Genomic DNA, 25,475 nt, shown 5'->3' on the forward strand with positions numbered 1-25,475 from the left:
CTATCTGAATGTTAATCCGGTTTCTTTTCCTATTTTTTTCTTCCAGACCATTCCATCAAACAACTAGGATTGAAACAGTGTACGTTTGGTTCGTTGTTATTCTCATTATTATCTTCCAGACCATTCCATCAAACAACTAGGATTGAAACAAAGATTATTCTCTATCCTTGAATATTCTGTAATAGCTTCCAGACCATTCCATCAAACAACTAGGATTGAAACTTAAACAATATATAACACTCCTTCAAAGGGGTTCGGACTTCCAGACCATTCCATCAAACAACTAGGATTGAAACGAGATGGTTTGAACTTCCTTCATGGCATGCTCAAACCTTCCAGACCATTCCATCAAACAACTAGGATTGAAACGAAACACTTGCTATATCAAATATTGCAGGGCTTCAAAATCTTCCAGACCATTCCATCAAACAACTAGGATTGAAACGAATTAGATGATGAAATAGTAGACCTAGACGAAGATCTTCCAGACCATTCCATCAAACAACTAGGATTGAAACAAAACCGTTCTTCAAAAACCGTTTCCCACAAAACCCTTCCAGACCATTCCATCAAACAACTAGGATTGAAACCCAGATATTACCACTTTTTACGGCTTTTAAGTTGAACTTCCAGACCATTCCATCAAACAACTAGGATTGAAACGCTATCTCTCCTAATTCTATCGAATCTACTATTTTTCTTCCAGACCATTCCATCAAACAACTAGGATTGAAACTATTTTTCTTCTTGAGCTCTTAAATTTTCTATAACTCTTCCAGACCATTCCATCAAACAACTAGGATTGAAACTCCCTTCTATGATACGGTATATCTTCACAATCGCAGCTTCCAGACCATTCCATCAAACAACTAGGATTGAAACATTTTTCGGCCTTTCCTAATCAAAAGCACCTCATGGTCTTCCAGACCATTCCATCAAACAACTAGGATTGAAACGTTGCTCTTTTTGTTCTTCCAGATCCTTAGCGGTCTCTTCCAGACCATTCCATCAAACAACTAGGATTGAAACAAAAGTTAGGTTCTATAGGTGGGCTTGCATTGGGATTCTTCCAGACCATTCCATCAAACAACTAGGATTGAAACTTAGATGATAAATTTATTTTCGAAGAAGTAGACCACTTCCAGACCATTCCATCAAACAACTAGGATTGAAACTAACGAAGCAGTACAGGGAGTCTACTTATATTATGCTTCCAGACCATTCCATCAAACAACTAGGATTGAAACCTTTATGCTCTGTATTAATATCATCGATAAGTTGTCTTCCAGACCATTCCATCAAACAACTAGGATTGAAACGCGATAAGTTAGGATAAAACTGTTTTCCCTTTTCTAACTTCCAGACCATTCCATCAAACAACTAGGATTGAAACACGCCGTCGCTTATTCTAGCCGGTAGCTTTATATGCCTTCCAGACCATTCCATCAAACAACTAGGATTGAAACTTTATATGTTTTTTGCGTCTGCATTGAGTGTATATACTTCCAGACCATTCCATCAAACAACTAGGATTGAAACGTTAGTTTTGATTTTGAAACCACGGGAGTGGATCCGCTTCCAGACCATTCCATCAAACAACTAGGATTGAAACGCCGTAACGCCTTCGTTTCTTCGTGGCCTAAACTCAACTTCCAGACCATTCCATCAAACAACTAGGATTGAAACAGGAACGCTATTAAATCGTTTCTTTGCTTTAATAGCTCTTCCAGACCATTCCATCAAACAACTAGGATTGAAACCTACTATGATGTAAGTACATATTAAAAGCCCCGTTACTTCCAGACCATTCCATCAAACAACTAGGATTGAAACATATTGGTGTTAATGTCTCCATACTATTCACGTTTTTCTTCCAGACCATTCCATCAAACAACTAGGATTGAAACTCTGTAAAGCAACGGTAGACAAAGGTAGTGAAACCTCTTCCAGACCATTCCATCAAACAACTAGGATTGAAACTTCTTTTGCCTCTAACAAGCTTTCGGCTACTTGGGACTTCCAGACCATTCCATTAAACAACTAGGATTGAAACGAAGATCGATATGCAAAAACAGTTTATTATTATGAAACTTCCAGACCATTCCATTAAACAACTAGGATTGAAACGAAATAATGTGTGAATCGGATCCTTCTTCTAAAGACTTCCAGACCATTCCATTAAACAACTAGGATTGAAACGATATTCCGTAGTTTCAACAAAGCTTTCCGGCTTTTCTTCCAGAGCATTCCATTGAAAAACTAGGATTGAAACAAGAGGTGGGGCGATGCAAGAATGTACTATGATAAACTTCCAGACCATTCCATCAAACAACTAGGATTGAAACGAACAACAAATTGAAGGAGATAGTAATAAGGATAATCTTCCAGACCATTCCATCAAACAACTAGGATTGAAACTTCTTTTGAAGATGAATGTTTAGCTTTTGCTAAGTGTCTTCCAGACCATTCCATCAAACAACTAGGATTGAAACATCGAATCAAGGTTGACGCGGTGGTCATAAATGACTCTTCCAGAGCATTCCATTGAAAAACTAGGATTGAAACTTCGCTGTTCCGGTAATTGTTTTATTTGAATATTACCTTCCAGAGCATTCCATTGAAAAACTAGGATTGAAACACGGTAGATTTGTTGGCATCGGCATTCCCCATTAAATCTTCCAGAGCATTCCATTGAAAAACTAGGATTGAAACTCTGAATGTTCTTAAAATAGATCATTTCCATTTCTCTTCCAGAGCATTCCATTGAAAAACTAGGATTGAAATCAACAACAAAGATGGCGTTGATCTTTTGAGCGTTTCCCCTTCCAGAGCATTCCATCGAAAAACTAGGATTGAAATAATGAAAACATTACTACGCACTTTGTAGGAAAAGAAGCTTCCAGAGCATTCCATCGAAAAACTAGGATTGAAATCGCCCCAGCCTTGCTGATTCTCTTTGCTAAACTGTGCTTCCAGAGCATTCCATCGAAAAACTAGGATTGAAACGAATCCGGATGCCATTTTTCTAAGGCTGCCTTAGTTCTTCCAGACCATTCCATTGAAAAACTAGGATTGAAACGAAGCAACTGCTTCTGAAGATACACAAGATGAAGGACTTCCAGAGCATTCCATTGAAAAACTAGGATTGAAACTTTTGCCACTGGTTCCCGGCATCTTCAACAAAAAGACTTCCAGAGCATTCCATTGAAAAACTAGGATTGAAACTAGGTAGGGAAGAGCTTAAGAGAATTAAGAAGTCTAGTTCCAGACCATTCCATTGAAAAACTAGGATTGAAACCGGAAGAGATAGAGAGAACAGCGAAAGCCGGAAGAGAGTTCCAGACCATTCCATTGAAAAACTAGGATTGAAACTCACTCAAAGAACTCTATTTAAAAAAGCCCTACAGGTTCCAGACCATTCCATCAAACAACTAGGATTGAAACGGAGATTATTCCGAAAGAAAATATCAGATACTTTCACTTCCAGAACATTCCATCAAACAACTAGGATTGAAACTTGGCGTTACCCTTTTCGGGGATTCCTACAGATTAGCTTCCAGAACATTCCATCAAACAACTAGGATTGAAACCGATCTACCAACGTGCCTTTTAGATTGATAAAATTACTTCCAGAACATTCCATCAAACAACTAGGATTGAAACAGGTTAAACTGTATATTCAAGCCATCAGCGTTGAAGTCTTCCAGAACATTCCATCAAACAACTAGGATTGAAACCGATCTACCAACGTGCCTTTTAGATTGATAAAATTACTTCCAGAACATTCCATCAAACAACTAGGATTGAAACACAGAGATAGATAAAAAAACGGGCCTGGTTGATATCTTCCAGAACATTCCATCAAACAACTAGGATTGAAACTAAAGCAATGATGTATGATGGATATGGATATCCATTCTTCCAGAACATTCCATCAAACAACTAGGATTGAAACTGATATCGTAATTATTTTTGTATTCAGTTAGTTTTGCTTCCAGAGCATTCCATTGAAAAACTAGGATTGAAACATGGAAATCCTAAAACCTACATCAAAGAGGAACTTAACTTCCAGAGCATTCCATCGAAAAACTAGGATTGAAACTTGAAATTATTTCTTCAGTAAAATCAAAATTCGATAACTTCCAGACCATTCCATTGAAAAACTAGGATTGAAACTGCGTAACGATTTCGGGAGGTGCTCCGCCCGGTTTCCTTCCAGAGCATTCCATTGAAAAACTAGGATTGAAACCTTTTGTCATTCTCACAATCATTATAATTATTAAATGTTCCAGACCATTCCATCAAACAACTAGGATTGAAACAGGAGTTACTAATGTAAATTCCGCCATTTCTTCCACTTCCAGACCATTCCATTGAAAAACTAGGATTGAAACTTGATGCCTAGCTTAACAGCGATTTGATTAGGGGCGTTCCAGACCATTCCATTGAAAAACTAGGATTGAAACGGGTGCAACCAGGTTTGGTTATTGGGTTAAGTGATTGTTCCAGACCATTCCATTGAAAAACTAGGATTGAAACAGGGCTGGGCTTATAATCCCGATGCCCCGGGAGGCGGTTCCAGACCATTCCATTGAAAAACTAGGATTGAAACACAGAAGTATCGAATGTGAAAATTCAAAACGTGATTGTTCCAGACCATTCCATTGAAAAACAAGGATTGAAACAAGTTCCCCCTTTGGGGGTTAGGGGGAATAATTACTCTTCCAGACCATTCCATTGAAAAACTAGGATTGAAACTAACAAAAACGGTCGTGTATTCTCAGACTTGGTCGACTTCCAGACCATTCCATTGAAAAACTAGGATTGAAACATTTCAAAATTGGGTATCTACTGCGGTTATTTTCTCTTCCAGACCATTCCACCAAACAACTAGGATTGAAACATGATAAAGCCTTTGAAAATTACCAGGCTTTTGGCACTTCCAGACCATTCCATTGAAAAACAAGGATTGAAACAAGTTCCCCCTTTGGGGGTTGGGTGGGAATAATTACTCTTCCAGACCACTCCATCAAACAACTAGGATTGAAGTAAAATAATAAAAACTTTTTATTTAGTTCATTCTGAGCTTCCTAAGCTTTTCATTGAAAACTATTGGAATTTTCCTTTCGAAGGAAGGTTTAACCAAAACAAAAGTAATGACTAATAACCTCATTTAATATTCATTTTCGGAACAGTAGTTATACCTTTAGTCATCAAGCAATATTACTGTTAGGATTACTCCAGTGGTTCTAGTATAAGTGAATAGTTATATGCTGTGTCGGGTTTAATTCGGTATTTTTCTAATGTTTTAGGTCCACAACTGGCATTACCTACTCCTTCCTGAATACGATCGAGGTTTAAAAAGGTTTGTGTTTTAAAAATTTGCGGAAGCTCTGAGTTGTGTTTGGTTTTCCAGAGCTCTGCATCTTCGTAATTAAGCGCACTAAACGATAACGGATCATCTGTCGTAATTTTAAACCCGTTACCTTGAGCATTTTTAAGACTCAGCCAGCGTATATCTTCCCGATTGCCCATGCTCTGTGGTTTTAGATACCCTTCTGGCGATAGCTCGCTGATATTGCTTTGGTACGTACCTACAAAAGCCCCGGTTTTACGATCTGAATAATTTTCAAAAGGTCCGCGGCCATACCAGTCAACCTTATCAAACTCTGGATTTACCTGCATTTTAAGGCCTAACCGATGGACTACCTGATCTTTTGGCGGACTAACAAATCGGGCTTCGATTTTTAATTTTCCGTCACTTAAAATAATATAGGAAACGGTGTAGGGTATTGCGGTCTTGTCTTCATTAGAAATATGAGCGATCATATTACTAGTAATAGTTAGGCTGGTAGCGTCTGGACTTAGCGCGTATTCAAAAGACTTCAATTCATTTTGGGTGGGATAGAATTTGGAATCTGCATACTGGTCGTTATTAATACTTCGATACCAGTTTAATTTCAGTCCTTCTTCCGCATGAATAAGTTCTTTAGAGGCATATTTTAAAGACTTAAGGATTCCTGTTTTGGTATTTATTTTTAGTGTAAAGGAATCCCCACTCACAATTAGATCATCTTGATGCTTAGAGGTGCTTAGCCTTGCAGCTGTACTCGAATTTAACGCTGATATTTTGCGCTCGTTCACCTGAAACTGTTCTTTTGCAACCTCATGTCCTTTTTGAGCCCAACTTGCATTTTCGTTCAACGCAACATAGAGATTGATGAAGTATTCTTTATCAGAACCCAATTCAGATGTAAACGGAACAGTTAGTGAGGTAGATTGATTTGGAGCCAAAGAAAGGGAGGGTAAATCACCTTGCTCCGTTACTATTCCGTCTGCGATAAGCTCCCATCTAATGCGGAATTCGTCAAGATTGGTAAAGTCATACCTGTTGGTGATTTCAACATGTCCTTTTTTAAGATCAATAGGTTTAAACTTAATGTATTGGTATACTTTTTTTACTTCTTTTAATTTAGCTGTAGTGCTTCGGTCTGGTTTTATAAGGCCATTATCACAAAAGTCATTATCATTTGGGGTATCACCAAAATCACCTCCATAATAGTACGCATCTTTAGGCCCACCGGGTTTATTGATTCCCTGGTCTACCCAGTCCCAGATACAGCCGCCTATCATACGGTTTGATTTATTTTCAATATAGTCCCAATATTCGTAGAGGTTACCAACAGCATTGCCCATGGCGTGTGCATATTCACACAAAAAGTAAGGCTTATCCTGTTTGCTCTTATCCATTTCTTCCATGTATTCCAGGCTGGGATACATGTTGGAGTCTATATCTGCTGAAGAATTATGCCCTTCATAATGAACCGGTCTGGAAGCGTCTAATTTTCTGGTGAGGTTAGCAATGGAGTCAAAGTTTTTACCACCTCCGCCTTCATTTCCCATAGACCAGAAAATCACCGAAGGATGATTTTTATCACGCGCTATCATGCGTGTAACCCGATCTTGGTATGCCGGTAGCCAGGATTTTTTATCGCTAATAGCGTAGTTGCCATGATTTTCAATATCGGCTTCATCCATGGTGTACAAGCCATAATAATCAAAAAGGGCGTATGTTCTGGGTTGATTGGGGTAGTGGCTGGTACGAATGGTGTTGATGTTGTGTTGTTTCATTAAAACAACATCCTGTATAATGGTTTCCAGCGGGACAGTTCTGCCATATTCGGGGTGGGTTTCATGGCGGTTTACACCTTTAAAAAATACCTGTTCATTATTTATAAAAACCCTGTTTTCTTTTATTTCAACTTTGCGTATACCTAGTTTAGACGGAATGACTTCAAGTGTTTGTCCTTTGTCGTCCTTCAGGTTTAATAAGATGCTATACAAGTGAGGTTGCTCTGCAGACCAAAGTTTTGGATTTCGTATATGTATTTGAAGCGCTACTGCTACTTCTGAATTTTCTTTGGTGCTCTCTAGCAGTTGGGTTTCTGTTGCAATTTCATTACCTCCAGGATCCAGAATTTTAGCTTCAAGAGTGTAGTTGTCAATATCTTTTTTTGTAGCATTTATTATTTTGGTAAGGATATCAACTCGGGCATTGGTAAGTTGCTCGTTATCAAAATGAGTTGTGGTTTTAAAATCCCGTATGTAAGTTTTAGGTGTAGCAAACAGGTATACATCTTTATGAATACCGCTAAGGCGAAACATATCCTGATCTTCCAGATAGCTGCCGTCTGTCCATCTAAATACCTGTACCGAAACGTCATTAGTTCCTTTTTTTAGATAAGGAGTGATATTAAATTCTGAAACATTGTTTGCTCCCTGACTGTAGCCTACTTTTTTTCCATTGATCCAAATAAAAAATCCGCTATAGACTCCATCAAAATGTATAAAGATTTCTTTATTGGTCCAGGATTCAGGAAGGTCAAAAGTCCTTTTGTAAGAACCTACGGGGTTGGGTTCTTTCTCATTTGTATACCCCTCCTGAGCTTTTATAAAAGGAGGCTGGTTTTTAAAGGGGTAAGTAATGTTGGTGTATATGGGGGTGCCGTATCCGCTCATTTGCCAGCAGGAGGGGACTTTAATCTCATCCCAGGCGCTAAGATCTGCATTTTGTTTTTGAAAGTTTAAAGGTCGCTCTGAGGGTTGTTTCACCCATTTAAACTTCCAGTTGCCATTTAAGCTTTGGTAGAAGTCTGACTTTGATTCTAACCAGGGTTTGTTGAAGGCTTCATCACTGCGGGCGCTTTGTTCGCTCGGGTAGGGGATATAGGTCGCGTGTCCTGGTTCTTTATTGATTGCGAAAATAGTTTCATTCTCCCATTCGTTTTCTCCTCGTGTAGGCGGTAGTTTAAGTTTGGTAGGTTCTATTTTCCAGACTTGTTTAACGCCAGGGAGTTGCATAAGGGCAGCATTTGAACCCCCATTGGGTGATTGGGCAAGATACATGTTACTTACAGCATGTTGTAGGTAATAATAATTCTTTTTTTGCCGTATTAAATTCCATTGCTGGTTGCGATTATTGGGATCGCCATCCCATTGTATGACATTGTTACCTGGGCCATCTGCTATATTGCCATTGTCCAAACCTTTACCGGTAAACGGATTTATAAAGGTATAGGTGCCGTTTGCATTTTTAGTTATTTGCCAGGCTTGATTTTGATTTGGGGCATTTGCATTTGATAAATAAAGAGGAGCATTGTTGCTTGAAATAGCATTGTTGCCCATCGCTTTTCCATCTTCATTTTTAAGAGTATAAATCAGATCGTTACTTAATTGTTGCGAGTAACTTTTGAAAATCAATGCTAAACCACATAGTATAAGCAGTTTTTTGTCTAGAGATGATATTAGGAACATACTATTTAATTTTTTTTAGTGGTTTAACTTTCTTCGATATATGCTTAAACGGTAAAAATTTCAATTTGCATTTTGCGGGCTAATCTTCGAGCAGCCGTGAATTTAAGCATTCATAAAACTCAACTTTTAATGACTACCCAAATTTGACACCGACTTTTAAAATTTTGCAAGGGAAACCTTAGCCTTAAACTATTTGAAATAGGTATATGTTAGTCCCCAAGAGCTGGTAGCACAACTAAATGTCTAAATTTTGTTTCGCGTCCACGTACTTTATAGACTATACTTTCCTAGTATTCCAGATCAACCGCATTTAATCTAAACGTATACGATCCTCCATTTACTATTTTTGTTTCCTGAGGTAACACAATTGTAGAGCTACAACCTGCAGGAATGCTAACTTTAAACTTGATTTTTTTACCCGTCCGTTTCCATTCTGAGGTGATGCGTCCATATTGTGATTCGTAACTGGCTTTAACAAAATCTAACTGGGGAATGAATGCCGGTTGAATACGTATATCTTTAAAAGCAGGAGTCTTTTCCGCTTTGTTAATTCCGGCTAAAGTTTTATACATCCATGCTGCGATGGCTCCCATTGACGGATGATTGCGTGAGGCATCACCTATATTGCGATTAATATCCCAGGTTTCAAATAAGCTTGTGGCCCCTTCTTCAAGTACCCAATTTCCCCAGGAAGGCATTTTTTCCTGTGTCACCATTTTAAATACCGTCTCGGCATAACCATAATTTGATAATACTTCGGGAACTATAAGACTGCCTATAAACCCATAATCAAGATAGTAGTCATTATCTTTTATCTTATTGTTTAGATTCTGAGCTAACTGATTTTCGTATTTCTCGGGTACTAAATTCATATAAAGCGGCAAAGCATAAGACAGTTGGGTTTCATTTGCGTATGCAATTTTACCTTCATCAAAAAACTCCTTATTGATGATTTGTTTTAACTCTTCTGCTTTTTTTAGATATTTTGCTTCATCAGCATTCTTATCTAAAATATGAGCCATTCTTGCCATTAGAATATTATCCCAATAATAATACGCGGTAACCATAAATTCGGTAGAGGTTTCAGCTTTATAAAAAAGCCAGTCTCCCAGTCCGGAGCTTAGCAATCCTTTTTCATTTTCTTCCGTTTCCAAATAATTGAGATACCTCTCTGCAGTTGCATAAATATTCTTAATACTCTCTTTATCCTCATAGTAATCATAAAGATTCATGGGAACTATAAAAATGGCGGCATCCCAAATAGGTCCTGCCCAGTCAGAATTCCACTCGTGTGAAGTAGGAACGATACCGGGCATATTACCGTTCTCTTGTTGAGCATCGACCATATCCTTTACCCATTTTGCATAAATAGTATTAGAGTTATAATTGAGCATACCGGCTTCCTGAACCATAAAGCCGTCGGCCATCCATCCATTTTTTTCACGGGTAGGACAATCTGTAGGTAAGCTATAGAGGTTGCTTAAATACGAATTTTTACAAATAGCGAGTATTTTATTCAGCAATTCGCTAGATGACGTAAAGGAGCCTATTTCGTCTACATCGCTATGCATCTTTATGCCTTGTAAATGAATATCCTCCTGAGCGATAGGATGATCGCTTGTAATTTCTACATACTGAAAACCATGATAGGTGAATGCAGGCTTAAAGACTTCTTCTCCTGCTCCCTTTAGGATATACACGTCTGACTGTATAATTTCACGTTCATTGCGGGGTCTTAAATGCATATTGATATTTCGTTGGTCGATATTTCCAACCGAATCCAGCATCTCTGCGTGACGTACCATCACGCGGGTTCCTTTTTGACCTTTAATTCTAACTTCTGTAATGCCTGCTGTATTCATCCCCATATCATATACATAACACGTATCATTAATTTTGGTTACCGAAACTGGGGAATACCTATCTGTTTCAGCAATAAGCGGCATTTTTTGACTTTCTATTAAATGAGCAGGAGCATTTGCTAAGGTTGATGCTTTCCATGACTCCTTAAAATTTACGGTATTCCATCCTGGCTGTTCTAAGCGGGCATCATAGGTGGTACCCACATGAATATTATCAAAGCGTACCGGCCCGGTATTGGTTTGCCAGGAAGTATCACTCTTTATTATTTCCTGTTCACCATCGGTATAGGTTATCAATACTTCGCAAAGCAACTGTGGGCGTGCCCTCCAGGGAGCTAAATGAAAATACCAAACCGTGGGCGTTTGTTCATTAAACCAACCATTACCTAGTTGAACACCTATACAATTAGTTCCCTTTTGAAGTGCTTCCGTAACATCATACGTATTGTATAAAACTCTTTTACTGTAATCAGTAAACCCGGGGTTTAATGAGCTTTCACCTATAGTTTTACCATTCAGGTAAAGTTGGTAATACCCCAGTCCACTTATATAACAACGTGCTTCTGCAATGGGTTTTTGGGCATTGAAGACTTTTCGAAAACGAGGAGAAGGCTCAAATTCCTTATCGTGGGTATCTGTTATCCAGGAAGCCTTCCAGTCTGAGGAAGCTATTTTTGCTGTTTCAAACCAGGTAGGTTTTGAAACTATCTTTTTTCCAGCTGTCCAGATTTCTACTTTCCAATAATAGCGCTTATGAGCCATTAATGGTGCACCCTCATAGTATACAATTTGATCATCAGCCTTTATCTTTCCAGAATCCCAAACCAGTGCTGAATCTGTATTTAATTTTTCAATTGAATTAGCGACTATGATTCTATAGGCTTGTTGCTGCTGTGGCTTTTTGGAATTCATATGCCACATAAGCCTTGGATGTTCTACATCTATCCCTAAAGGATTGGATAAGTATTCACACTGTAATGAAACCAAAGGCTGTTTATTACAAAAAGATGTTAAGGGTAGAAAGGCAATTATTAAAGCAACGAATAACTTATATATTTTCGGCATTGTTTTATATTGAAATTAGGTTTAGAAGATACAACTCCTAAAAATGATAGAATGTTCAGTTCTATTTAAACAGCAAAAAAGGATGAGTTTATTTATTGTTTGAAATTTAGTTTTATAACGTTATCCTCGGGATAGATTCTAAATACTTCATCAGCTACAGGCTTTGAAAATTTTCCTTTTAAAGCGGAAACAGTATAGGTCTTTCCCTGATATAAGGATTCTATTTTATGATCTTCAATACTTTGAAATGGAAGATCATCGGTTTTGGCAACAGTCAACTCTAAGAACCAATCTAGAGATTTTCCTCCCTCATGTGTAATCTGCGTTTTATCTTCATCAATTTCCATTTTGATAGTTCCGTTGTCATCTTGAAGAGGCCATACGATTTCCAGTCTACCTTCTTTTGGATTTGTAATAATTGGATCTTCTCCTTTTAACGAGATTATCTTGCTATTTTTTTCCTGTTTAAATCGAAGTCCGGCTAATTTTTGAGCGGTACTCCATAAGTAACCATCAACAAACGGCTGTGTAAAGAATAATGCCTGATTAGATTCTAATTTGTCTTCCAGATAACTTGACTGAATGCTTTCATCAAACAAATGGATATCCCTAAATCGTAGTGTATTGTCCTCCCAAAGTAGGTTAACACGGTAGTTTTTACTGTTAAACCAAACAGTTTTTTTATTTCCATTCTCGTAATCTGTATTTACGGTGACGGAAGTCGCTGGTGTGACTTTAAAGTTTTCTTTAAACCAGGCCCCTGTTTCGGCAAGCGTTTCAACCTTGATTTTTCCTTGATCCCTTAATTTTGCAAATAACGGCATCTGGTATTCAAAACCTTGCTTTACATCTTTCCAAATAAAGGAATTTTCCTGTCCTACCTGAACATAAGCATACTGCATAGGCTCACCTTCCACAAAATTTTTCATGTACCAGTCTACCCATTGTTCACTTCCTCCTGATCTTGGATATACAGGCTCCATAGAGATAACTCCTTGTCTGTCGTGCTCCAGTCCTGTGTCATACTGGTAGATAGGATCACTGCCCAGCATCCTAAAAACGGGAACGGGAATTTGATTTTCGGCATTTTGAGCGGGCATATACGAATTAAGTTTACTGGGATAATAGGCCTGATTCCAATATCCGCCCCAAAGGGTGTACCCATCTGTACCGTATTGATCCTTACAGTTTGCAGAAGCTATAATGTCATACTTCTCATACATATAATTCAGCGTATGTGCATCGATAAACCATGAGGCTACAGATTTTGGGTAATACCCAAAAATCTTTTTAAAATCTTCCATGTAAACATCAACCAGTTGCTCTCTTTCTTTTGGAGTGTAGCCCGTAGAGAAGCCTACATCGGGATGCCAATCCCATGGGAAACGTCCTCGCCATTCCAGCCCTGCTTTTTCAACCAGGGGCTGTGGGATTTCCCACCATGCTCCAATCTCAAATGAGTCTACAGGTAAACCTTTTAAAAGTTCTTGATATCGTTCATCCATCAAGGCATCATATTGCAATAAGAAGGTACCTCCTAAATCATATTCACGCATGATTTCGACTTGAGATTTTGTAGTTTCAAAAAGAACCTCTTTTGTTATAGCTTCATCACGAGGCTCGATATCGCGTATAAAGTTTATAATGTTTACAATCTTTGGCTTATCGGCCTCTTTATTTAAAACGGTTTTAGAATTGGGTTCTTCTTGTTTGGTTTTACACGCAATGACACAAAAGAGTGTAAGAAAACAAACGGTTAATTTTAAGTAGTTATGCATTGTATTTAATGATTTAGCTTTTACGTTTTTATACGACTATTTATTCCATTTTTCATCCAAAATCCATTTAATACATGGTTTGGTCCACTGTTTTTGTGCTGTTTTATTATTCACGCCAAAACCATGGCCGCCCTTAGCATATAAATAGATTTCTACAGGAATTTCATGTTCTCTTAAGGCCGCTTCGAGTTGCAGGCTATTCTCCACCTTCACCACATCATCGTCAATTGCTGAAACCAGGTACATTGCAGGGGTATTATCTGTCACTTGTTTTTCATTTGAGAAAAGTATGATGTCTTCATCTGCAATTTCCGGTCCTATAAGATTATTCCTGGAATCCCGGTGGGTAAGCTCATCACTAAAACTTACCACAGGATATACAGCAACGACAAAGTCTGGTCTTAGGTTTGTTTTTTGGGCGCCTGGAAGCTTTGTCGTATCAAAATGTGTACCTGCCGTTGTTACGAGGTGTCCACCTGCAGAAAATCCCATAATCCCTAATTTGTCTGGATTTACATCATAGTCTTCAGCATGTGCTCTAACATACTGTATGGCCTTTTGTACATCGGTTAACGGAACGAATTTTTTATTTTCCATTTTTGATGAATTTGGCACTCTATAATCAAGCAAAAATGCAGTAATGCCATTATCGTTAAGCATTTTGCACGCCGGTAGACCTTCTACATCATTTGCTCTCCCTCCATAAGAACCCCCCGAACAGACAATTACCACTACGTCAGACTTTTTCTCTTTGGGTTCAAAGACCGTAAGTTGTGGTATTTCTGTATCTGTTTTGGCAAAAAGAATCTGACCGGTAGGATAGAGTTCTATAGTCTTTTGGCTATAGCCAATATAACACCCAAGATATATAAATAATAAAAATAGTTTTTTCATTATGAATTTTTGAATTTTACCATCCCGGATTTTGTGTAAGCTCAGCACCATTCTCATTGTATAGTGCTATTTCACGAGTAGGTAAAGGTTGAAGATAATGTTTCTGAGGGTCAAATACCCGACTCGTTTCTACAATTAAAAATCCATTTTCGTCGACACGGCTTTGGAATGAAGGTAAACTATAGGGTTCTCTTGTGGCCCATTCTGTACCCTCAATTTTAATTCCTTTAATATCAGCGCTTAACTCTGTTTCTGCAATTTTCCACCTGCGGAGATCATCATATCTAAAGCCTTCAAGAGCCAGTTCTATGGTTCTTTCCCGCCTAATCTCTTCAAGCATGTCCAGATTATAGGTTCCCACAAAAGTATTTGTTAGATGAGGCATGTTTACGCGATCTCTTAAAAGGTTTATCGTACGGTCAAGATCGTCATCAGATATAGCGCCATTTTTTTCAAAGGTAGCCTCGGCATAAATTAAAAGAACCTCGGCATATCGAATAAGGTGCCTGTCGTAATCAAATAAACTGGCATCACCCATTTGTCCAGAATTATTTGCTATAGGATCTTCAGACATGTATTTGTAAAGGATATATCCTGTATTGGCGTTACGCTGCGGGAAATCTGGCCAGTTAGCTATGGGGTCATTAGGAAAAAATACCCGCACGGTTTCCTGTCCTGGAATGATCATCGTCATGGTCATTCTGGGATCTCTATTTTGAAATTCAGATTCAAAAGTATCATATCCTTGAAAAACAGATTGAGAATTACCTATAGGAATACCATTCTCATCAAGATAGAGATCTGCTAATTTTCTAGTGGGATTATACCCCGTACCATCGTACTGGTAAGGCATATCATGCCCTAAAATATTCCTTTCGTACCTTCTATCTAAGATGGTTTCTTGAGAATCATCTCCATTTTGTAAAAATAAGTACCTGTAACTCTCCTCATCTTTACCTGTATAGAGGGCATACTGATTACTGTTGATTACCTGATTTGAAGAAGAAATAGCTTTGTCTAAATAAACATTAGCATTACCATTCCTGTATTTTTGCCAGGTGCCTTCAAACAAGGCTACACGGGCAGATAAAGAAAGTGCAGTTCCTTTAGTAATCCTTCCAACGTCAGAACCATCAAGTTCACTTTTAAGCGGAAGATCTGCGACAGCATCATCAAGATCCTGAAGAATAAAATCTACGGTCTCGGTTCTTGAACTTCGTGATGTATACAGATCAGGATCTTGCGCTCCAAGTGATTGTGTTATAATGGGTACTCCACCAAAAAGGCGTAACAACTTCCAGTAATACCATGCTCTAAAAAATCTTGCCTCTGCAACATATCTTAAAATTTCAGCATCTTCTTTATCCTCGCTTTTTTCCAGGATTGTATTGATGTCTCTGATATAAGTATAACTTGAATTCCATTGTCCATTAGTTTCAGAAAGCTGGTAGTTTCCATTACTTACCGAGTTAGGAAAATTAAAGGCGATATCAGATTCTGTATCATCAAAACCATGTCTGTCCAGGCCATTATAAAGGTTGTTGGCAGCCAGTTTAAAATCCTGAGGGGTCTGCCAAAATGTGGCATCGGTAACATTATCTTCCGCAATAAGATCCAGTTCCTCTGAACATCCCGTAAACAATAGGCTGGTAAATAAAATTCCTAATAAAGAAGGTTTAAATAACTTTTTAAGTTTTATAAAAATCAATTTATTTTGAAGTGTATATTTCATGATGCAATTTTTAAAAGTTAACATTAAGACCTAAGGAATAAATTTTATTAAATGGATAGGTGCCTTCATTTCGGAATCCATCTTCAGGATCAAAATTGCCACCTAAAGTACCTTTTGAAATAGTAAAGAGATCCTGACCACTAAGATAGATGCTCACGTTATTTACTTGTAAAGTGTTGCAAATCTCTTTTGGAAGGTTATACCCTAAGGTAATAACCTTAAATCTTAAATAAGCTGCATTATGCATGGTAAGATTTGAAGTTCTGTAGTTATAATTTCTCAAACCATCTTGTCCCACACTTCCGGGAATATACCTGGGGTATTCTGCATTAGGTCGCTCAGGACTCCATGTTTTTCCGTAGTAGTATTCAAGAGATGGCCAGAAAAATGTGTTTGGGGTGCTTACTGCACCGGTATATTGAATATCACGTTTTCCCACACCCTGCATAAATACTTTCGAGAAAAAGTTTTTATAGGTTAAGTTTATGGTTGAAGAAAAGGTGTAGCGGGGAATTAAATTTCCTAGATAAACCATGTCACCAGATAGCCCTTTGGTCTGATCGCCAAAAGCAGTAAGGCTACCATCACCATCAACATCTTTATACATAGCATCTCCTATTCCAATGTTAGAAGGTATGTTTTCTAATTGCTTATATTGATCTAACTGTTCCTGGTTTTGTATGATACCTTCATATACATATCCAAAATAAGAGTATATAGAATATCCTTCTCTTACAAAATTAAGGCCCTCTCCATAACTATCGCTGTTTCTTAGTTCAACTAATTTGTTTTTACTATCACTTAGCTGAAGTGAAACGTCATAATTTAGTGCTCCAATTTTATCACTCCAGTTTACCGAAGCATCAAAACCTTTAGTGACTAATTTCCCCAAATTGGCAGATGGAGGAGTGCCGCCGTAGGTAGCAGGTACTGTAATGTTAACTAACATGTTGTCGTTAGTTTTATTGAAATAATCAAAGGAAAATGACAATCTTCTGTCAAGCATAGTTACATCAACCCCTACGTTTTTATTGATTATCGTTTCCCAGGTTCTGTCACTGGATGTTGTATTGGCCCTTGCGCCGGTAACTCCTGTATTGGGAGATCCCAGTGGATAATTGCCTCCAATCGATATCAAAGGGATATAATCGTACAGTCCCAAGGCTCCAATTTCCTGATTTCCGGTCTTGCCCCAGGAACCTCTTAGTTTAAGTTGATCAAAGAATTCTAAATCCTGTATAAATTTCTCTTTATGTAGATTATAGGCAATAGCAACAGAAGGGAAGAGTTCACTATACCTTTTGTCTGGAGCAAACTTAGAACTACCATCTGCACGAGCTGTAACATCTAAAATAAGCTTATCCTTATAGGAGTAACTCGCTCTTCCGAAATAGGAGCTTAGTGCTTGTTGATTTTTATATCCGGTAAAATTTGCAAAAGCTGCATCGGTTCTATCAGCAAGATTTAAAGTAAATATATCGTTACTTAAAAAATTGTATCCGTTTGTGGTTTGGCCTTCCCCTTTATTTTGCTCCAGAGAAGCACCAAGTGTAACCGAAATCTTATTTCCTTCCCAAAGCGTCTTATCATAGTTTAGATATGCCTGGTACAACTTCTTTAAAGTTCTTTGGTTGGTATAATAAGCAGAATTAGGTGTGTTTCGAATATCCTGTACACCACCGGTATAATTATATCTTGTAAAAGTTCTGGTGTTTGAATTGTCGGCGTAGAATCCCATTTCAATAGCAGCCTGCCCCGTTAAAACAAGTCCTTCTAACACTTCATAATCTAATTTAAAGTTGGTTGTAAAGCGGGAATAATTTGTTTTCCGTTCGCCTCCTTCTGCTAAGGATTGTGCGGGATTCTCATAACCCTGATAGCCGTAAAATTGCCCTTCCTGATTAAAAACAGGTTGATAAGGAAACTGTCTTGTCACATTAGTTAATGCATTTCCAATCATTGACGGAGTAATGGTAACTTGATTTTCAAAATTAGTCCGTGTTTGTAAATTAAGATTATCAAGGAGTTTTAAGTCATAATTCAATCTTAGGTTATATCGATTAGAATTATTTTCTCCATAGCGTATTGTACCCTCGTCTTTAGTGTATCCTAAAGAGACCAAATAATTGCTATAGTCACCACCTCCAGTAATACTAATGTTGTGATTTTGCTGTAAAGCTTCTTTATAGATTTCATCGTTCCAATCTGTTGTACCATAAAAGCCAGGATAGCCTGTTACTCCATAATTCCAACCTTGATCAAGATCTGGTGGTGCATTTTGAAGAATTTTTTCAAAAACTTCATCTGAAAAGCCCTCAATTCCCACATTTCTAAGACCTTCATCCAAGAACGTAGCAAATTGATAGGTATCCATGATTTTTCTTAAATAGGCGGGTTGCTTAATTCCGAAATTTGCAGAATAATTTATTTTTGGTTTCCCTTTATTCCCTTTTTTTGTGGTGACTAAAATTACCCCATCAGCGGCTCTTGCTCCATAAATTGCAGCAGCAGCATCTTTTAATACGGTTACTTTTTCAATATCATTAGGGTTTAAAATGCTCAGATCTCCTGGAATCCCATCGATCAAAACCAATGGAGCATTTCCATTGATAGAGGAATAACCTCTTATTTGAAGCGAGTAACCTTGATTACCCGGCTGCCCACTTGCACGGGTAATAGTCACCCCAGGAAGGGTTCCTTGAAGTGCTTCAAATGTATTGGCAACAGGTCTCTTTTCAAAGGCTTCTTTTTCCACAGAGGAAATAGCTCCTGTCACAGCCCCTTTTTCCTTTTGTCCGTAACCTACAACCACAACCTCATTAAGTTTAGATATATCGTCTTCTAGAACGATATTTAAAGTTTGCCCGGCATTAACTTCCTTATTCTGGGAAATAAACCCTAAGAAAGAAAATTCTAATATTGGATTATCTGTAGTAAGTGTAATGGAAAAATTACCATCAAAATCTGTGGTAGTACCGTTACTCGTTCCTTTTTCTATAACATTCACCCCTATTAAAGGAGTATTGTTTATATCCTTTACCGTACCTGTTACAGGATCGCTTTGTGCATAGATTTGACATGAAAAGAAAATTGAAATAAATAGAAAGACAAAATTTTTCATAGAATTGCTTGATTATGATAATATTGGATATCCCCATAAAACGTTTTAGTAAATTATTATGGGATTTTCACACAATATTAAGAAGCGAATCTTGGAATGGCATCCTGTGCTTTCCTGTACAGGTCTGAAAAATTAAATAAAGATGTTACAAGGAACTTCTGTAAAGTATATTAAAAGGGTTTTTAGTCTTTTCAAAAGTGTTTTCAAGAAGCATACTTGCTGCTTTCTCGCCCATTTTCTTAAAATCAGTAGAGATCACGGTAATTCCCAGGAGTTCTTTTAAAGGAGTATCGTTGTATGAAATTACGCCTATGCTTTTACCCATCACAAAACCGGTTTCCCGTATTTGTTTCACGAGACTTACAAGGTCGTTTTCCTCAATAGTTATATAGGCATCCATGGGTATTAGTTCCATGCCGGGATAAATCTCGTCAAGAACTTCAAAATCAAAACCATAGTGCACACAAAATTTTTTAAAGCCCCTCAATATTCTTTTAGGGTAAGGATATATGGCCTTCATAGGATATACCAGTATGATCTTTTTATATTTCTTAAGGCGACCCCTGCCAGAAACCAGTGCATCAAAGATGTCATTTTCAAAATCTTGATAAACCTCGCGAAGGCTTCCTGTAATTTCCAGGAAATTATTGTCCAGGATCACCAGTTTTTCTCTGGGGATCGTATCTATTGCCGCAATAACCTGCTCGTTGCTGCTAAGATGGTACAGGTCTTCAGATTTAAAATGGGGCATGATCACAAAATAGTCATATAAATCTTTCTGTTTGTTAAGTATATTTATAAATAACTGAATGTCACAATGATATATGCTTAGGTCTACATGGGCATCTGCTCCCATTTTTTTTACAAAAGAGTTAAAAATTCTAATCTTATAAGAACTGGGTTTATTGATAAGGAATAGAATGTTCTTTTTATCCAGTAAAAATGTTTTGGCGATGTAGTATCCTTTACCTTTTACGGAAATAATAATTTTTTGATCCTTTAATATATTATAAGCCTTTTCTACCGTATCTCTCGATAAATAGAACTCTTCACTTATTTCATTTATTGAAGGAATTTTTTGATCTATAGATAAATATCCGTTGGTAATACCATTGATTACAGACTCTACTATCTGTTGATATTTTGGTACCCGGGAATCTATATCTACTTTAAATATATCTAGCATTTGCTTTATCTATTAAAAACTCTATAAATTTATACACAATATTCTTAACTATAGGCAAAAGAAGTAATAAGTCAGGCGGGACAGTACAGGATGGTCAGAGAAATTCAGAATCTTAAATTTAACTCAATTAATTCCACAAGCTAGAAAATGCAAAATTCAACTACAGATTTTAAATATGTCGATTATCTTTGGGATAGACAAAAGGCTGCAGAATTAGGAGACGATCAGGTAGCTCTTTTTCTGTATCGCTCAAATATCCTTGGCGCAGACTTAAGAATTACAAATTATGGCGGCGGTAATACCAGCTGCAAAACTATAGAAAAAGATCCCCTTACAAACGAAGATGTGGAAGTAATGTGGGTGAAAGGTTCTGGTGGAGACATAGGTACCCTAACCAGACAAGGTATTGCAGGTTTATATACAGAGCGTTTAAGGAACCTTAAAAATGTTTATGGAGGTCTTGAAGATGAAGATCGTATGGTAGGACTTTTTAATCACTGCATTTATGACCTTGATTCTAAAGCACCTTCTATTGACACTCCACTTCACGGACTTTTACCTTTTAAGCATATTGACCACTTGCATCCTGATGCACTTATAGCAATAGCAGCTGCAGAAGACAGTCAGAAAATCACTAAAGAGATCTGGGGAGACAGCATGGGCTGGGTGCCATGGCAGCGTCCCGGTTTTGATCTGGGCCTGCAGTTAGAAAAATGTCTTAATGAAAACCCGGGAATACGCGGTATCGTTCTAGGAAGCCACGGTTTATTTACGTGGGGTGATACCTCCTATGATTGCTATATCAATAGTCTTGAGGTTATTGAAAAGGCTTCGTCTTATATCGAGAAGAAAGTAAAGGAAAACGGAAGTGTATTTGGCGGTCAAAAAATTGAAAGCTTACCAGCTGATCAACGTAAAGATCAAGCAGCAAAATTAATGCCTTTACTACGCGGACTAGCATCTTCTGAAAATCGTATGATCGGTCATTTTACCGATAGTGATACGGTATTACAGTTTATCAATAGTAATGATCTTAACCGATTGGCGCCAATGGGTACTTCGTGTCCTGACCATTTCTTGCGAACAAAGATCAAGCCGTTGATTTTGAGCCTTGACAAAGGAGCAGATCTTGACGATACCGATGCCATACTCGCGCAATTAGAACCTTCTTTTGGGAAATACCGTCAAGAATATAAAGAATATTATGAAAATTGCAAGCACGATAACAGCCCGGCAATGCGTGACCCTAATCCCGTGATCATCATTTATCCGGGTGTGGGTATGTTCAGCTTTGCTAAAAATAAGCAGACTACACGTGTGGCCAGTGAATTCTACATTAATGCGATAAATGTGATGCGTGGTGCAGAAGCCATTACGAGCTATACGTCATTGCCCCGTCAGGAAGCCTTTGATATTGAATACTGGTTACTGGAAGAAGCAAAACTGCAACGTATGCCTAAAGAACAACCGCTTTCCCGTAAAGTGGCGATTGTAACCGGAGCCGCCGGTGGTATTGGTAAAGCGATTGCAGATAAACTAGTCGCCGAAGGCGCCAATGTGGTACTTACTGATATGAGCGAAGAAGCCTTACAAGAAGCTGTCTCGACCTATAAAAAAGATCAGGTTGCCGGTGCTGTCTGTGACGTCACCAGCGAAGCAGCTATTGCTAAAGCCTATAAAGAAGCTTGTCTTGCCTTTGGTGGTGTCGATATTGTGATTCACTCTGCGGGGCTTGCAATCTCTAAACCCTTAGAGGATACTACTCAAAAAGACTGGGAGCTGTTACAGAATGTTCTCGTGAAAGGACAGTTCCTGATGTCCCAAAAAGGTGTTGCCGTAATGCGTAAACAAGGTTTGGGGGGTGATATTGTTAATATAGCCAGTAAAAACGGACTCGTTTCGGGCCCCAACAACGTAGGTTATGGTACTGCAAAAGCTGCCCAACAACATATGACACGTTTGCTTGCTGCTGAACTGGGCGAAGATAAAATACGTGTCAATACTGTGAATCCAGATGGGGTTATCGTAGGCAGCAAAATCTGGGAAGGCGCCTGGGCAGAAGGCCGTGCCAAAGCCTATGGTATCCAGGTTAAAGACTTACCTGCACATTATGCAAAACGCAATTTATTAAACGAAATCATCCTACCAGAGGATATTGCAGATGGTGTTTTTGCTTGTGTAAGCGTGCTACAAAAAAGCACCGGTAATACCATTAACGTAGACGGTGGTATGGCCAATGCTTTTGTTCGCTAATTTTAATTGAATTGTTTTTAATTAACAGAAACTCCAGATTCTGTTTCTAGTCTAGGGAGTTTCTGTTAATTTAATATCCTCCAAAATTGCTTTCTAATGAATATTGAAACACAACAACTACAAGATCTTAATTCAGAAAAACTTTCTACCCATAAAAGCCAATTTGATTTCCTCACTCAAACGTTGTCGAAATCAAACATCGATGTAAATCAAGTTATTCAAAAACTAGCCGATTTTCAAGTGGCGATTCCCAGCTGGGCTTTAGGTGCGGGAGGAACCCGTTTTGGAAGGTTTTCTTACGGAGGGGAGCCCGCTTCTTTAGAGCAAAAAATTGAAGATATTGGCCTTATTCACAGGCTTACGCAAACAGCAGGAGCTGTTTCACTTCACATTCCGTGGGATGTACCCAATGACTACCTTGCTATTAAAGAGCTCGCTGCACTTAACAAGATCAAATTTGATGCGGTGAATAGCAATACCTTTCAGGATCAGAAAAATCAAAAAGAAACTTATAAATATGGCTCACTCAGCAGTACGAGTGCTGAGGTACGCGAGCAAGCGATCGCACACAATAAAGAAGTAATTGAAATCGGGGAAAAACTGGGCTCTAAAAGTCTTACCGTTTGGTTAGCAGACGGGGCTTCTTTTCCGGGACAAAACAATTTTCAAACAGCTTTAACCCATACGCAAAACAGTCTGATCTCAATATATGAAGATATGCCTGCAGACTGGAAAATGTTTATTGAGTACAAACCTTACGAACCCTATTTCTACAGTACGGTTATTCAGGATTGGGGTACTTCATTGATGTTAGCAAATGGTTGCGGTGAGCGCGCATATACCTTGGTTGATTTAGGGCACCACTTACCCAATACCAATATTGAACAGATTGTTTCTATTTTAATGCTGAAAGGTAAACTGGGAGGTTTCCACTTTAACGACAGCAAATATGGAGATGATGATATCACGGTAGGCAGTATCAAGCCGTATACATTGTTTTTGATTTTTAATGAACTTGTGTATGGGATGCAAAACAATCCACAAAACCCCGAATTGGGTTGGATGATCGATGCAAGTCATAACCTTAAAGACCCGTTAGAAGATTTAATTCAGTCCTTAGAAGCGATCCAAGAAGCCTATGCTAAGGCCTTATTGATCGATCAGGACGCCTTAAAAGCTGCGCAGGAAGCAAATGACGTAAGCCTTTGTCAAGAAATTTTACAGGACGCTTATCGTACAGATGTAAGACCGCTTATACGGGAAGCCCGTTTAAAAATCGGCGGGGCGATCAATCCTATTGAAGTCTACCGAAAACTTGAAGTACGCGGGCAACTTATCAATGAGCGTGGTAAGAATACCATCGCAACAGGACTTTAATCCCGAAAGAAGCATTTAATGAAGCAAACAGTAACGGCAGTATTTGATATCGGTAAAACTAACAAGAAGTTCTTTCTTTTTGATTCTGAATTTCAGGAGGTTTACAGAGAATACGTTCAGTTTGAGGAAATCACAGACGAAGACGGGCATCCTACCGAAGATCTTTCGGCTTTACGTAACTGGTTAAAAATTGTATTTGATCGTATTTTAAAAACTGAAAAATATAATATAAAAGCCATCAATTTCTCTTCATATGGAGCGAGCCTTGTGCATCTTGACGAAAATCGAGACGTGATTTTCCCAATGTATAATTATACAAAATCGATTCCACAGGATATTATTGATCGCTTTTACGAGAGATACGGCCCTGAAGAAGATTTTCATCAAAAAACAGGTTCATCAAGTTCGGGGATGCTCAATTCGGGGATGCAATTGTATTGGTTAAAAAGCACAAAACCAAAGATCTTCAAAAAAATAAGATATTCACTGCACCTTCCGCAATATCTAAGTTTTGTGTTTACCGGAATTCCGCTTAGCGAATACACCAGCATTGGCTGTCATACCTCCCTGTGGGATTTTGAAAAAAAAGACTATCACGACTGGGTGTATGCCGAAAATCTAGATCAAATTCTCCCGCCTATCGTTTCGACAGAAACGAGTATCAATATGAATTATAACGGCAAACGCATCAAGATTGGTGTGGGAATTCATGACAGTTCTGCTGCCTTGCTTCCCTATGTGCGCAGTCTTAGAAAACAATTTATCTTGATTTCTACCGGGACTTGGAGTATTGCTCTCAACCCATTTGTGAAGCGTACGTTGAGCAGGAAAGATGTGGCTGATGATTGCATCAATTATATGCGTATCAATGGGAAACCGGTAAAATCTGCTCGTCTCTTTTTAGGAAATGAATACAGCATACAAGTCAAAAAACTTACTGAGCATTACGGTGTTGATAAAGACTATCATAAGTCTGTTAGGTTTGATCCGGAAACTCATTACAAACTTGTAAACGGGTTTCAAAAGATGTTTCACTGGGAATCCATACACGATCCTGATATGCCGGCAAAAACGCATTTACCTTATCTTTCTTTTGATCAGGCTTATCATCAATTGATGATGGAACTGGTGCTTTTACAAGTAGCAAGTATTAAGAGCGCTAAAGGTAAAATGACGATTGAAAAGTTGTTTGTTGACGGCGGCTTTAGCGATAACGATATTTACATTCATTTGCTTTCTCACCATTTTAGAAATATGGAATTGCGCACCACAGATTCCTCTTTGGGATCAGCATTAGGCGCAGCGATTTGCATATCAGACACCCAACTGAACTCAAAGTTTTTAAAGAAAAATTACTCGATGAAAAAACATATTCCGTTCATCGCTAAATAAA

At 38.2% G+C, this 25,475-nt stretch carries 10 protein-coding genes and 1 CRISPR repeat array (1 of these 11 only partly in view); of the genes, 3 read left to right on the forward strand and 7 right to left on the reverse strand.

What is annotated here, in order from left to right; all coding sequences use genetic code 11:
* Positions 1–5,050: direct repeats of the CRISPR family, unit length 37 nt; unit sequence CTTCCAGACCATTCCATCAAACAACTAGGATTGAAAC (it extends 545 nt beyond the left edge of the window).
* Positions 5,051–5,235: 185 nt separating this feature from the next.
* From ZPR_RS07310 to ZPR_RS07340, 7 genes are all read right to left on the reverse strand, one after another.
* Positions 5,236–8,814, reverse strand: a complete 3,579-nt coding sequence (locus ZPR_RS07310; protein ID WP_049771430.1) for a glycoside hydrolase family 2 TIM barrel-domain containing protein — start codon at positions 8,812–8,814, stop codon at positions 5,236–5,238.
* A 287-nt stretch (positions 8,815–9,101) separates the two neighbouring features.
* The gene (locus ZPR_RS07315; RefSeq protein WP_148211678.1) at positions 9,102–11,741 is read right to left on the reverse strand and encodes an alpha-L-rhamnosidase; all 2,640 of its coding nucleotides are present in this window, start codon (positions 11,739–11,741) and stop codon (positions 9,102–9,104) included.
* Between the two features lie 92 nt (positions 11,742–11,833).
* Positions 11,834–13,519, reverse strand: a complete 1,686-nt coding sequence (locus ZPR_RS07320; protein WP_013071022.1) for a hypothetical protein — start codon at positions 13,517–13,519, stop codon at positions 11,834–11,836.
* 36 nt (positions 13,520–13,555) lie between these two features.
* On the reverse strand, positions 13,556–14,413 hold the full coding sequence (locus tag ZPR_RS07325) for an alpha/beta hydrolase (RefSeq protein WP_041579768.1): 858 nt from the start codon (positions 14,411–14,413) through the stop codon (positions 13,556–13,558).
* Between the two features lie 16 nt (positions 14,414–14,429).
* A complete protein-coding gene (locus ZPR_RS07330) occupies positions 14,430–16,145 on the reverse strand; it encodes a RagB/SusD family nutrient uptake outer membrane protein (protein WP_013071024.1) in 1,716 nt (571 codons plus the stop codon).
* A gap of 10 nt (positions 16,146–16,155) precedes the next feature.
* Positions 16,156–19,266: a SusC/RagA family TonB-linked outer membrane protein gene (locus ZPR_RS07335; RefSeq protein ID WP_013071025.1), complete on the reverse strand. Its 3,111-nt coding sequence runs from the start codon at positions 19,264–19,266 to the stop codon at positions 16,156–16,158.
* Between the two features lie 145 nt (positions 19,267–19,411).
* Positions 19,412–20,452 carry a GntR family transcriptional regulator gene (locus tag ZPR_RS07340; RefSeq protein WP_013071026.1) on the reverse strand — a complete coding sequence of 347 codons (1,041 nt, stop codon included), beginning with the start codon at positions 20,450–20,452 and terminating at the stop codon, positions 19,412–19,414.
* 147 nt (positions 20,453–20,599) lie between these two features.
* Here ZPR_RS07340 and ZPR_RS07345 point away from each other — a divergent pair, with 147 nt between their 5' ends.
* From ZPR_RS07345 to ZPR_RS07355, 3 genes are all read left to right on the forward strand, one after another.
* Complete coding sequence (locus ZPR_RS07345; protein ID WP_013071027.1) at positions 20,600–22,705, forward strand: bifunctional rhamnulose-1-phosphate aldolase/short-chain dehydrogenase; 2,106 nt, start codon at positions 20,600–20,602, stop codon at positions 22,703–22,705.
* A 96-nt stretch (positions 22,706–22,801) separates the two neighbouring features.
* Positions 22,802–24,082, forward strand: a complete 1,281-nt coding sequence (locus ZPR_RS07350; RefSeq protein ID WP_013071028.1) for a sugar isomerase — start codon at positions 22,802–22,804, stop codon at positions 24,080–24,082.
* Positions 24,083–24,100: 18 nt separating this feature from the next.
* Entirely contained in the window at positions 24,101–25,474 is a 1,374-nt protein-coding gene (locus ZPR_RS07355) for an FGGY-family carbohydrate kinase (protein ID WP_013071029.1), read from the forward strand.
* The last annotated feature ends 1 nt before the right edge of the window (position 25,475 follow it).

It is taken from the genome of Zunongwangia profunda SM-A87 (genome assembly GCF_000023465.1).
GTDB lineage: Bacteria > Bacteroidota > Bacteroidia > Flavobacteriales > Flavobacteriaceae > Zunongwangia > Zunongwangia profunda.